At 64.6% G+C, this 12,416-nt stretch carries 10 protein-coding genes; 7 read left to right on the forward strand and 3 right to left on the reverse strand.

Annotated elements, in window-relative coordinates; genetic code table 11:
* Nucleotides 1-924: 924 nt before the first annotated feature.
* Nucleotides 925-1,206, reverse strand: coding sequence for a WXG100 family type VII secretion target (locus NQK35_RS10030; protein WP_009212498.1), 282 nt, complete (start codon nucleotides 1,204-1,206; stop codon nucleotides 925-927).
* A 21-nt stretch (nucleotides 1,207-1,227) separates the two neighbouring features.
* The gene (locus NQK35_RS10035; RefSeq protein WP_193389671.1) at nucleotides 1,228-1,533 is read right to left on the reverse strand and encodes a WXG100 family type VII secretion target; all 306 of its coding nucleotides are present in this window, start codon (nucleotides 1,531-1,533) and stop codon (nucleotides 1,228-1,230) included.
* A 198-nt stretch (nucleotides 1,534-1,731) separates the two neighbouring features.
* On the opposite strand from NQK35_RS10035, the gene NQK35_RS10040 reads away from it, so the two are divergent.
* The 7 genes from NQK35_RS10040 to NQK35_RS10075 all read left to right on the forward strand — a co-directional run bounded on the left by NQK35_RS10040 (nucleotide 1,732) and on the right by NQK35_RS10075 (nucleotide 10,626).
* Complete coding sequence (locus NQK35_RS10040) at nucleotides 1,732-3,093, forward strand: EsaB/YukD family protein (protein ID WP_048742574.1); 1,362 nt, start codon at nucleotides 1,732-1,734, stop codon at nucleotides 3,091-3,093.
* Nucleotides 3,094-3,096: 3 nt separating this feature from the next.
* A complete protein-coding gene (locus NQK35_RS10045) occupies nucleotides 3,097-4,548 on the forward strand; it encodes a type VII secretion protein EccB (protein WP_257114091.1) in 1,452 nt (483 codons plus the stop codon).
* The gene (locus tag NQK35_RS10050) at nucleotides 4,545-5,975 is read left to right on the forward strand and encodes a S8 family serine peptidase (RefSeq protein WP_257114093.1); all 1,431 of its coding nucleotides are present in this window, start codon (nucleotides 4,545-4,547) and stop codon (nucleotides 5,973-5,975) included. Before NQK35_RS10045 ends, NQK35_RS10050 begins: the two co-directional genes overlap by 4 nt.
* Nucleotides 5,972-7,168, forward strand: coding sequence for a S8 family peptidase (locus tag NQK35_RS10055; RefSeq protein ID WP_048742570.1), 1,197 nt, complete (start codon nucleotides 5,972-5,974; stop codon nucleotides 7,166-7,168). Before NQK35_RS10050 ends, NQK35_RS10055 begins: the two co-directional genes overlap by 4 nt.
* A 310-nt stretch (nucleotides 7,169-7,478) precedes the next feature.
* A complete protein-coding gene (locus tag NQK35_RS10060) occupies nucleotides 7,479-7,868 on the forward strand; it encodes a YbaB/EbfC family nucleoid-associated protein (RefSeq protein ID WP_009212492.1) in 390 nt (129 codons plus the stop codon).
* Nucleotides 7,869-7,873: 5 nt separating this feature from the next.
* A complete protein-coding gene (locus tag NQK35_RS10575) occupies nucleotides 7,874-9,247 on the forward strand; it encodes a hypothetical protein (RefSeq protein WP_306456013.1) in 1,374 nt (457 codons plus the stop codon).
* Complete coding sequence (locus NQK35_RS10075; RefSeq protein WP_009212490.1) at nucleotides 9,244-10,626, forward strand: hypothetical protein; 1,383 nt, start codon at nucleotides 9,244-9,246, stop codon at nucleotides 10,624-10,626. Before NQK35_RS10575 ends, NQK35_RS10075 begins: the two co-directional genes overlap by 4 nt.
* Before the next feature lie 144 nt (nucleotides 10,627-10,770).
* On the opposite strand, the gene NQK35_RS10080 is transcribed toward NQK35_RS10075, so the two are convergent.
* Nucleotides 10,771-11,448 (reverse strand): potassium channel family protein, encoded by a 678-nt coding sequence (locus tag NQK35_RS10080; RefSeq protein WP_034231138.1) that lies wholly within the window; start codon nucleotides 11,446-11,448, stop codon nucleotides 10,771-10,773.
* Nucleotides 11,449-12,416 lie beyond the last annotated feature (968 nt).

Consider the following 12,416-nt stretch of genomic DNA (forward strand, 5'->3'; position numbering starts at 1 on the left):
CGGCACTGGTGCGGCACGCTGGGGTGGCCTGGGTTTCACGGGACCGCCCCTGCCTGGGGCTGTTTACGCCGTGGTGTAACCGGGCCCGCCCCTGTCTCGGCAATGTGGCTCGAAATGGGGCAGTTTGTGGATGCTGGGGTGGTCTGGGTTTCACTGGGGACGCTGGTGCGGCGTGCCAGGGTGGTCTGGGTTTCACGTCCTCTTCGTCTGCGCCTGCATCGGGCCGACGGCGCCTAGCCAAGCAGTGCGATCCATCACCTTGTTGAAGTGTCAAGCGAGTCATTGGGCGTGAGAGCCAGGTGCGGACGTGCTGCCACGCTGCGAATTTCGACCGCTTGACTTCGACGTGAATCGCAGCCTTCTTCTTAGCTGGTGCCTCAGGGCGAAGCAGGGGCATACGGATGCGCAGCCGAAAAGAGCGGGATGCCCTAGCGGCGCTGGCGTGCGCATATCGTGGTGGGCATCGCAGCCCTGCTCGATCAGGTTAGGAACGGCAGAACCGGAGGATCTGCCCGCGCGGCGCCTCGATGTGCCACCCGAGGGATCGCCGCGCTGGTGGAAGCCGGGGTGCCGCCGCGCTGGTGGAACCCGAGGGATCGCCGCGCTGGTGGAAGCCGGGGTACCGCCGCGCCGGTGGAACCCGGGGTGCCGCCGCCACGAGCGCGGACAACAGACACAGACAACAGACATGGCCAACAGGCACAGCCAACAGGCACGGCCAAACGATAGAAAGGGGCCGCCGCCACAAGCGCGGACAAGAGGCACAGACAACAGACATGGCCAACAGGCACAGCCAACAGGCACGGCCAAATGATAGAAAGGGGCCGCCGCCACAAGCGCGAACACCAGACACAGACGCGGCCGAAAAACGGAAAGGGGCCGCCCCATCTGGGGCGGCCCCTCTATGCTCTCCGAGCGACGCTATCAGAAGCGGGCAGCGCTGGACTGGTCCGTCTGCTGGTAGTTGGTGCGAGCGGAGTCAACGGCGGTCGAGGTCTTACGCAGGACGTCCTTCAGGCCGTTAAGGCCCTCGTTCCACTTGCGCTGGGCGGCCTGGTAGGCTTCCTGAGCCTGGCCTTCCCACGACGCGACCAGCTGGTTGAGCGTCTGCTCGAGGTCGCTCAGGCAGCTATCGAGGTTGCCTGCACCGGTGTTGATGTCAGCGGCGGCCTGATCGAGGGCGCCGTACTGTACCTGGAAATCCATTTCAGTCTCCTATCGTCTCTATCACAGTCCGCCGAGAAGCTGAGAGAACGTGCTCTTAGTATCGGCCTCGTTGGCTTCCATGGACTGGTGCGTGCCGCGCAGGTTGTCAGCGAGCTCCTGCAGAGCCTCGTTAATCTTGCGGGCATTGTCCTGCCACTGCTGCATCAGCTGCGTGAACTGGACAGAAGCCGCGCCCTGCCAGGAGCTGCCGATGGTTGACAGGTCGCCCTCGAGACGGGAGAAGTGACCCTGCAGGTCGGCGTAGGTCGACTCGATAGCCTGTACGCCCCTAGGAAGGGCGCCGTCCTCGGCCCTCTGGTCTGCCATGTGAACCTCCATTTTGTATGAGTGGACTCTCTCGCGGGGATGCGTGAGAGCATGGGGACATACGAATACTAACCATGTTTTCGAGAATTTTTTAGATGTTACGCGAAAATCATGACAAATCCTGACCGACAACCTAGACTTACAGGGTTGTGTCGTGTACTCGCTTAACCCCATCACACGGCATCTTGGGAGGATTCGATGGCATCGGTTGCATCTCGTGGCGTGGCGCTTATCCCACTCACGATCACCTATGGCGTGGATCGTAGCGACGTGACGATCCCCCAGTCGGTACCGCTGGTTGAGCTTCTCCCGGGACTGGTTGAGTCCGTCGGAGCCTTCAGCGACGAGCCCACGAATGACGGTTTTGCGGTGCGTACGGCGTCGGGTCGCCTCCTCGACCAATCGAAGTCCCTGGCCAGTCAGGGGGTGCGTGCGGGCGCCGCCCTTACCCTCGAGCCGCTCGGCGAAGGCGCGTCGGACATGGTCTACGACGATCTGACCGAGGCCGTGGGACAGGTCATCGAAAGGGTGTCCACACCATGGACGCGTGAGGATACTCGCACACTCGCCGCGCTGTGTGCTGCCGCACTCATCTTCGTCGCGGCGCTCCTCCTGGCGACCACGCCCCCCGACACGATCGCTTCCCTCGACAAGGATGCCCTGCGCACACAGAACTACCTCTACGGAGCGATCGGCCTCGTGTCCGCCATGCTCGTTACCGGAACCTCGGTGGTCGTCGCCCGCAAGAGCCCGGGACCGAGCGGCATCGCCCTGGCCCACACAGTTCCGCTTCTGACGGCCGCCGCCGCGCTGCGGCTGACCCAGAGCCAGTGGGACAAGGGGGGCTGGATCAGCGTTGGTGTCGGCCTGCTGATCGGCTCTCTTGCCGCACTCGCGCTGCCCAAGCGCTACCGAATCTCCATCGCGGCCCCGCTCCTCCTCGGCTCCGTGATCGCAGCCACCGGGCTGATGGTGTACGTCGGAAACCTCTCCCAGCGTGGTGTCTCGGCGGTCCTCTTTGCCTTCGTCGTGGTCCTGCTTCAGCTCGCCCCGTGGGTGGCGCTCGCCCACATCCCCGTCCGCATCCTCGACGCGAACACGACCGAGCAGATCCCCGCCCAGGGGGTCACCGACCAGGTGAGCACCTCCTTCGTCTTCGTCGTCGCCCTGCGCTCGGGCGGCGGGCTGGCGGCGATCTTCCTGACGGTGTCGATGCTCTCGGCCCCCGCTAAGGGGTCCGTGTTCCTCCCCCTCATGCTTGTGCTGCTCGGTGCGGTTTCCCTCATCCTCCAGACCCGCTCGATTCGGGCGCGCGTGGAGGTTCTGCTCGGCGCTCTCACGGGCCTGAGCGCGATCCTGGTTGCCGCCGCCCTCGCGACCCGGACGGACGCGACGGTCCTGCCGTGGGTGACGCTCTTGGCGGTCGCCGCCGCGCTTGTCCTCGTCATCACGAACGTCGTCGGGCCTCGCATGCGACCCCACCTGGCGCGCCTCGCGGACACGCTCTCGGTGCTCTCGCTCTTTGTCCTCATCCCTCTGGCCGTCTACCTGTGGGGCTAAGTCATGCCGTCGAGTAAAGACATCCTTGAAGCCCAGCGCTTCAATCGCAGTCGCCTGATCACCGCTTTCACATCCGGCACCCCCAACGGACGCGAGGTTGACACTCCCTCGCCCGTTCGTCCGCTCATCTTCGGAGTCGTCGTCGCCGTCATCATGTGCGTGATCGGCGTGGCTACTCGCTTCTTCAGTTCGAATCCGGACCTGAACACGGTGAACTACGAGCTGATCAACGTCAAGGACACCGGCGCCCGCTACTTCTGGGCGAACGGCGTGCTTCACCCGATCAAGAACATCACGACGGCTAAGCTCCTCGCGCCGGAATCGGGACTCGGTTCAACGAAGGCCAGTGCTGCTGCCCTCGAGAACTATCCGCGAGGCCCCCAGCTTGGCCTCGATAACGTCCCCGAAGACGTTCCCGCCGCCAAGCAGCTAGCGAGCACGTGGCTGTCGTGCGATCTGGACGACTCCTCGCACACGTGGATCGCCAAGAGCCTGCCCTCCGAGCAGTTCAAGCTCACGGAGACCACCTCGGCGCTCGTGACCCCCGATCACGGGGGAACCAGGTACTTCATTGACGGAACCACGCATAAGAAGTACCTGATCAACGACGCCGACAGTCGCGAGAGCGAATGGGCGCTCGCGTTCCAGAACATCATCGCCTACCCGATCGACGTCGAGCCCGAGTGGCTTGAGCTCTTCCCGTCCGGCACGCGGCTGAGATCGTGGAGCTATCACGACATCCCGAACGCCGGCCAGCCTGCGACGAAGCTCCCCGGTTCCCTCAAGGACAAGGGGCTGACGATCGGCATGGTCGTTGACCAGATCGATTCCAACGGTCAGGTCCTCAACTCCTACCTGGTCGTCGACGAAGCTAACCTGGCGGTCTTCAACTCGACCGCGGCGCGCCTGTACAAGGACGCGCCGACCGGCAAGCAGCTCCCGACCGAGGAGTTCAAGGACATCGCCCCCGTCCACGCCGACTTCATCGGAGAGGACTGGCCGCCGTACGAGCACTTTGCCCAGGCCGAGTGGGCGAACGACAAGCGAGACTCGGCCACTCAGACGGTCGTGTGCGCGAAGATGGATACCACCGATCACGCGGTGCCCAAGATCGGCCTGTACACGATGCCCAAGAAAGACGCGGACGCCGCCTCCTACGATCCGGAGTCCCTGAACGCCACGACAGGGCCGGTGACGACGCGCAAGGTGACGGTCGGCGGCGGTTCGGGCGCCCTCGTCGCGATTTCCCCCGGGGGTGGAGAGGCCGCCGCCTACGGCTTCGTTTCCGACCTGGGATACTTCCACTCCCTCGGAGACGTGCCGAGCACCTCCATCAAGCTCCTCGGGTGGACGCAGGCCGACGCGACAGCCATCCCGCAGGCGTGGAGCAACCTCATCCCGCAGGGCGCCGAACTGACGCCCAAGGCGGCAGCGGCCTCAGTGGGGCTCTCGTGAGCGGCGGCACTGTCCGTTCGCGGGCGTTTGGACGAGGCCTTGTCGGCGCCTCGCTGACCGTCGGCCTCGCGCTCGCACCCCTGGTCGTGCCCACCTCCTCACACGAGGCAGGGAACGCCTCCGCCTTCGGTGCCCGCGTAGCTCACGCGGACCCGGTGCCGACCCCCAGCGTGCGCCCCACGCCCACCGCTCCGCCTACCGAGGCGCCCAGCCCGACTCCGAAGCCAACGGAGAACCAGACGTGCCCGCAGGAGAGTCCGACGTACATCAAGGCTCAGCCCGCGATCCTCGATCACGTTGGGGTGCGGCGAGCGTGGGAGGTGTCGCGGGGCTCGGGAGTCACGGTCGCCGTGGTCGACTCGGGCGTCGCAGCCGGTAACCAGCACTTCAACGCGAGCGGCAAGACGGTCGTGTTGCCGGGGGTCGACTTCAGCGGCGAGAACACCGATGGGCGCGTCGACGTGGGGGAGCACGGAACCGCCATCGCGGGGGCGATCGCCGCCCAGCAGCTGCCCTCCTCCGTCGGTTCGGGGCTCATCGGCGTTGCCCCCGACGCGCAGATTCTTCCCGTTCGTGTCGAGACCGGCCTCGAACAGGGGGGGAACGCCAACCCGAAGCAGGGTGAAGAGACCTTCATGCAGCGCGTGGCGCGCGCGATCCGATGGGCTTCCGACCACGGCGCGCAGATCATCGTGGTCGCTCACTCGTCCGCCGAAAGCGATCCGCAGCTGGAGGCCGCCATCCAGGCCGTGCGGTCTCGCTCGCTCGTGGTGGCCTCGACGGGCAATACCTACCAGGATCAGCAGGACAAGCAGATCGTCTACCCGGCAGCCTACGAGGGGGTTCTGGCGGTGACCGCCAGCAACGCGGACGGCTCCTCCTCCGACCAGCAGGTCCACGGCGCGCACGTCGACGCGGCGGTTCCCGCCGGCGTCATTCACACCACGTGGTTCGACCAGGCCGACTGCCTGGTCGGCGGGTATTCCGGTGACACACCCCTCCCGTCCTCCTCGTACGCGACCGCCTACGCGGGAGGGTTCGCGGCTCTCGTGGCCTCCCGATACCCCAACGAGTCACCGGATATGTGGAAGTATCGCTTGGAGGTGACCGCCGTGCGCGGAACCGCAGATCAACGCACTGATGAACTCGGGTGGGGAATCCTTTCCCCCTACGATGCCCTGACCTTCGACGACATCGGCACGAGGTTCGGCCCGCCTCACCCGAACCCCGCAGCGCACCCCGCACCGCAGCATCCCGCCCAGGCTGCGCCGAGGCTGGTGGGGCGCGACACCATTCTCACCATCCGCACATACATCGTCTCGGCCGTGGTGGTGCTGGGATCTGCGCTGCTTGGCGGCCTGGTGATCCTCTCTCACCTGCGCGGGCGGCCCAGCGTCGTCGAAGACCCCGAGGAGGACCTGTCGTGAGCACGATACTGACGAGGCGCCGTGCGCGCCTTGGGACCACGGTTGCGAGCATCCTCGCATTGACGGGCGGCCTACTCGCTGTTCCCTCCGTTCCAGCCAACGCCGTCGGGCCCACGCTCACGGGCGCGGACCAGGAGTACTACGGCTACTACCGCCTCGATTCCCTGCACTCTCAGGGCTACACGGGGGAGGGAACGATCATCGCGATGATCGATGGGCACGTGAATACGAACGTGCCGGAGCTGGCGGGAGCGCACATCGAGAACAAGTCCCCCTGCGCCGTGTCCTCCAACGCCGAGGATCTCGATCACGGGACTGCCGTCGCGCAGATCCTGGTGTCTTCCCGATTCGGTATCGCGCCCAAAGCTACCCTCTACACCTACGATTTGGCCTACCGGGACGAGGAGGCGGGCGCGGATTGCAAAATGCCCGGGTGGAATGGCGCAGGGGCCGCCGACACCTCGTTGCTCATCGAACAGGCGATCAACGACGGCGCGGACATCATTTCCATCTCCAGCAACTACCCCTACCAATCGCAGGACCTGCGGTGGGCGATGGCCCGCGCCCTGGCCGAGGGGGTCATCGTCGTCGCGTCGATGGGGAATGATTCGACCGAGGACGCTGGCGATGGGCTTCCCGTGTGGTCGGGCGTCTGCGGGGTCGGAGCCATCTACGCCGACGGCTCACTGACCGACTACAGCAACTGGGGCAACGGTATCGAAACGGCCGCCCTGGGCAGGAGCTACTTCCGCTCCGGCTCGGATGGGAGCATCCGCGATGCGCAGGGCACGTCCTTCGCGACGCCCATTGTCGCAGGTTTTCTGGCCATCGCGTGGCAGAGGTTTGGTGACGATGTGACGTCGAATCAGATCCTGCAAGCGATGACCACGACGGGCGTGGGAGGCAACGGCGAGTGGAACATGTACACGGGATTCGGTGCGATTGACCCGTGGGCGATGCTCAATGCGAAGGCAGGCAGCCTTCCCGACGAGAACCCGTGCGAGTCCAAAACCTACGCCTCGGATCCCAGCTGGCAGGATGTTGAAGACTACATAGATGGCACCGTCAACCCGTTGTTGATCAGAAACGACGACTCCTACGTCTATCGCGGCACGAACGAGAACGCCGCCTTCGACTCCCAGCACGACTACCCCGTGCACCTGGGCACCAGCCCCCGCTATCACGCGAGCTGAACCGCCTGTCCGTCTCCGTCGCGGGCGGACACGGGGAGACGGGCCGCCGCCGCGGCGATGTCGTCGCCCCTCCTCGCTCGCCGCGGGCGCAGAGCTACCGGGCGACGGAGCCGCGCGCCCAGCCACGGTTTGACAGGCGTGGACGAGATGACGCTGCGGCCCGGCGCTTCGTGCTCCGCGCGCCTCTTCGGACACCGCAGTGACCGTTGAACTTTGAACAGTGTGCAGGGTCTGGGGAGGGTGGCGATGAACGAGCGTTCGAAGGATGAACAGTATTACGAGAGCAAGCGGGATCAGTTAGGATAACCGTATGGTAGAAGCACTGGGGCGGACGCCCGAAGAAATCAGACAGACACTCCGGAAACAGATGGCCGAAGCGGAGAAGAGGGCTTCAGACGCGCGCGAGCTCGTCGACCTCATCAAGAACGCCAAGGCCTCCGGTTTCGATTCTCGCCGCGAGGTTGAAGTTGAGGTTGACCCCGACGGCCGTCTTGTGAAGCTATCGATCGACGACGAAGCACTCGAGGACGCCGACGCTCGCGACGTCGAGGATGCCATCATGGAAGCCTACGCGGACGCGGGACGCAACATGCGCGACTACATTCACCGTCAGACCACGGAGCGCTTCGGTGATGACGGAGGTACCTTGAAGGACTACCTCACCAACCTGGACGCGAACCTCGGCTCGTTGGGGCGCTGATCGGTATGAGTTTCGATCTCGGTGTCGACACGGACCTGATCAGGTCGCACGCATCCGACGTCAGCAGCTGCGCGGATATGCTCAACCAGAACGTGAGCACCGCAGCGGCCACACAGGGCCAGGTGAGTGGCAACGCCTTCGGTATTATCTGCTCCTTCTTCGTTCCTCCGGTCAGTTCACAGATCAAGAATCTGCAGAAGATGATCGAGGACTGCGCCGGCGCGGAATCCCGCCTCGTGAACTGCCTTTACCAGTGGGCGCAAGAAATGGACGACCTCGAGACGAAGATCGAGGACAAGTTCAAGAAAGAAAAGAAGGAATCGGGGGACAACCCGCCCGGCGGGTCGACTTCTTCCGGCGACGGGGCGACCTCTTCCGGTGGCGGGGCGACCTCTTCCGGCGGCGGTGGCGGTGGCGGAATGGGTTCCGGCTCCGGTGGCGGTGGCGGGATGGGTTCCGGCTCCGGTGGCGGTGGCGGTGGCGGGATGGGTTCCGGCTCCGGTGGCGGTGGCGGGATGGGTTCCGGCTCCGGTGGCGGTGGCGGGATGGGTTCCGGCTCCGGCGGCGGATCTTCTGATAGTGGGGGGACTGGCTCGCCTGCGATCCCTGCCACCCCGGGTCTCCACAGGGCCGACGGAGCGCATGGGGAAACGGACTCCATCACCGGCGACCACAAGAACCATGGGGGCGCCGACGGCAAGGACGGGAACGGTGCCGACGGCAAGGACGGGAACGGTGCCGACGGCAAGGACGGAAAGGACGCGCACGGCGGTAAAGGCGGCGGCGGAGCCGACGACTTCGAGGCCCTCCTCGGTGGCCACGACAAGGTGAGCGTCGACGATGATCAGCTGCGCGCCTTCTTGGAGCAACAGCGCAACGACGAGAATACTGACCTTGCTACCTTCTACGAGCGTCAGCATGCCGACCAGACCGAGGCGCTCGCCCGCTACGCCGACGCCCACCCCGGCCAGGACATGTCCGAGATCAAGTCGTTGGTTGAGTCAAATCAGCAGCAGCAGCAAGACTCCATGACCGACTTCCTGGCGCGCCAGCGCACGGAAGAAGAAGCGCAGATTCGCCAGTACGTGCAGGAGCACCCCCAGGCAACGAGTCGCGACTTCGATACGTTCATGTCGCAGCAGCGCAACGACCAGCAGGCTAGCTACCGTTCCTTCGTGGAGGAGCAGCAGAAGGCCCAGACCGCACGAATCGACGAGTTTACGAAGGCTCACCCCGATTCGAAGCCGGATGATGTACGTTCGCTCTTTGAGCGACAGGATAGCAACGGCGACCAGGACATCGAGAAGTTCCTCCATCGTCAGCGTCAGGACGAAGAACGTAGCTTGCGTCGCTTCGTATTCGAAGGAGTTAAGAAGTGAATCTTGAAGCTCCCGAGCATACTCGGAGTATTGATAACACAACCCCGACGGAGGGCCTGGGGTTCGTTGACCAGATCGTCGGCGCAGCCGACGACATCAGGAACGGCGATATCGTTTCCCTCGCCGAGTCCGCTAAAGGCATCTATGACGAGATCGGTAGTTTCGTCGCCGACCCCGTTGGCTATATCGGCAGCATGGTCGTTGAATGGATCATGCAGCATGTGGAACCCCTCAAGGGGTGGATCAATCAGCTGACCGGCGACTCGGGCCAGGTCTATGGGATGAGTTCCAGCTGGGATTCGATCTCGTCATCCCTGGCATCGATCGCTTCTGAACTCGACAGCGGCTCGTCCAGCGCCATGTCGAGCATGCAGGGCGAGGCCGTCCGCGCCTACCTGGAGCGTCAGGCGATCGTGGTGAGCGCCATCAACGCGATCTCTGATGCCTCGAGCGCATTTGGTGCAGCCCTGTCGAAGGTCGCCGATTCGGTCGATAACATTCACGACGCGGTGGTTGGCGCGATCTCGGACATTATCGTGACGTGCTTCGAAGTGGTTGCTGAGGTTGTCCTCTCACTGGGCACGGCGGCTCCGGTTGCTGCGGAGCAGGTCGCCAGCAGGGTCGCCAAGTGGGTTGGTCGGATCGAGCCGATCATGGAGACGCTCACCTATGCGCTTGAGGCTCTCCAGGCAATCTTCGCCGTCCTGACCTCTGCGGGCAGTGACCTGACCCGCGGCGTCGAGAAGATCGGTGAGCAGTGCCAGGCCCCTGGCGGGGGATGCTGCGGAGACGGCGGCATGCAACGGCGTAATCCTGAGCTTCCCGGTGATGGCAACTGGAATACCGATGGGCCGTTTTCCAACGGTGCAACCTCGGGCGGTACGAACAACGTCGGTGGCGACAACAACGGGATCAACGCCGGCGGTGACGTCAACATTGACAACAGTCAGCACGATGATCATCACGTCGAGGTCAATCCGCAGATCGAGCCGCACATCGAAGTTGGTGGTGGCGATAAAGAGTCGTCCCATAAGGGCGGCGATCATGACTCGGGTCACGACGGCCACGATAACGGTAAAGGCGCGGGCCACGGATCCAAACACGATGGCGATCACGGGACGCACAATGGTGGGAACCACGGAGGCAACCAGAGTGGGAACCACGGTAACCACAGCGGGAACCAGGGTGGGAACCACGGTAAGCATAGTGCGAACCAGGGTGGGAACCACAGCGGGAACCAGGGTGGGAACCACGGTAAGCATAGTGCGAACCAGGGTGGGAACCACAGCGGGAACCACGGAGGCAACCACAGCGGGAACCATGGTGGCAACCATGGTGGCGGTAGTTCTCACCACCGGTCTCATCGCCGTCACCACTGATGTGCCAGCTTGGCGTGGACGTGTCGTGAGGGCGTGAGCGCCCAAAACAATGCTCGACCGACGTCTTTGATCCGGCCTCGTGAGCTTCATCAAGCAGTGGGCCCCGCGCGAATCATCGCGCGGGGCCCACGTCTGTTTGCTTCCCTACGGGCGGTTCGCGAAGTACTCCAGCAGGTGCGAGTCGCCCGAGACGATGATCTCGTCGTCGGAGTTGATCCGGGTAGACGCGTCCGCGTACTCGAAACGTTGTTTTGGCCGACGAATTGCCAGCACATTCACCCCGTAGCGGCCGCGCAGGTCCAACTCCTCCAAAGAGAAGCCGTGGACTTCCTGCGGCGGGCGCAGCTTCATGATGGAGAAACCATCCTTTTCCATCTCGATGTAGTCGACCATGCGTCCTCCCACCAGGTGCGCTGTTCTCTTGCCCGCGTCCAGATCGGGGTACACGACGTGGTGGGCGCCGACGCGCCGCAGGATGCGGCCGTGTTGCGATGAGGTCGCCTTAACCCAGATGGATGAGATTCCCATGTCCACCAGGTTCGCGGTAATGAGCACGGCGGCCTCGAGTGACGATCCGACGCCGACGACAGCGCTGCGAAACTCGCGCGCCCCCAGCTGCTCCAGCGCGTCCTTCGATGTTGCGTCGGCCTCAACGAGCGGGAAGCGCCCCGCGAATGCCTGTACGCGCGCGGGATTCTTTTCCACAGCCAAGATCTCGTACCCGAGCTGATCCTGCGTCACTGCCACGGCCGAACCAAAACGGCCCAACCCAATGACGAGCGTGCCCGACTGGAGTTCCTTCGACTCGCGTTCATCTGCCATACCCCCATTCTTCCCTCCGGGCGTGCCGAGCGCGAATGGGGCGCGCGAGCGGCCCCGTGAAACAACCGTCAAACGCGTGGTGCACATGAGCATCCATGGGTGACGGTGCCCCCACCGACTCATCTACTCTGACTCATATCCTCTGTGGAAATCCATTGAGTCGGGCCATCTGCCGCGAGATATCGGATGCATGCCGTCATGGTGGTTGCCAGGGAGGCGAAAGCGTGGCGCGCCGTGCAACCGGGGCCGCCCCTGCCTGTGGCGGCGAAGGGGTTGGTGAAACCCGGCCCGCCCCTGCCTGCGGCGACGGAGGGGTTGGTGAAACCGGGGCCGCCCCTGGCTGTGGCGGTGGAGGGGTTAGTGAAACCGGGGCCGCCCCTGGCTGTGGCGGTGGAGGGGTTAGTGAAACCGGGGCCGCCCCTGGCTGTGGCGGTGGAGGGGTTAGTGAAACCGGGGCCGCCCCTGGCTGTGGCGGTGGAGGGGTTGGTGAAACCGGGGCCGCCCCTGGCTGCGGCGGTGGAGGGGTTAGTGAAACCGGGGCCGCCCCTGCCTGCGGCGGCGGAGGGGTTAGTGAAACCGGGCCCGCCCCTGCTTCGCGTGAATCGCCGGATATTGGTGTTTCTCTTGAGGCGGGGGTGGTCTGGGTTTCGTGCTGCGCCCGAGAAGGCGTGGCGGGGGTGGTCTGGGTTCCGCGCAGCGCCCGACGCGGAGGCGTAGTGCGGCGGTCTGCCGCGGGAGCCCAGGGTGAGCTGCCGCGGCCACAGCTACTCAGTGGGGTCACAGGCCGATCGCGGGAAGGTGCTTGTTGCATCCGCGTGGATGGTGGCGATGGGAGAGAGACCCGGGAAACGCGGAGCCACGTAGTGAATCTCTCCCCAAGGCCTCTGGGCACGGGGAAAGCTACAATCCGGTCGAGCCATCAACAGATGTGACGCGCCAAGGCCTCTGGGTGCGGCGCAAGCCAGATG

It is taken from the genome of Schaalia odontolytica (genome assembly GCF_024584435.1).
Taxonomy (GTDB): domain Bacteria; phylum Actinomycetota; class Actinomycetes; order Actinomycetales; family Actinomycetaceae; genus Pauljensenia.

Bases quoted from the DNA above. Each gene is read 5' to 3' on its own strand.
- NQK35_RS10035 (WP_193389671.1), bottom strand. From the start codon at position 1,533: ATGGCAGACCAGAGGGCCGAGGACGGCGCCCTTCCTAGGGGCGTACAG.
- NQK35_RS10045 (WP_257114091.1), top strand. From the start codon at position 3,097: ATGCCGTCGAGTAAAGACATCCTTGAAGCCCAGCGCTTCAATCGCAGT.
- NQK35_RS10040 (WP_048742574.1), top strand. From the start codon at position 1,732: ATGGCATCGGTTGCATCTCGTGGCGTGGCGCTTATCCCACTCACGATC.
- NQK35_RS10060 (WP_009212492.1), top strand. From the start codon at position 7,479: ATGGTAGAAGCACTGGGGCGGACGCCCGAAGAAATCAGACAGACACTC.
- NQK35_RS10080 (WP_034231138.1), bottom strand. From the start codon at position 11,448: ATGGCAGATGAACGCGAGTCGAAGGAACTCCAGTCGGGCACGCTCGTC.
- NQK35_RS10575 (WP_306456013.1), top strand. From the start codon at position 7,874: ATGAGTTTCGATCTCGGTGTCGACACGGACCTGATCAGGTCGCACGCA.
- NQK35_RS10030 (WP_009212498.1), bottom strand. From the start codon at position 1,206: ATGGATTTCCAGGTACAGTACGGCGCCCTCGATCAGGCCGCCGCTGAC.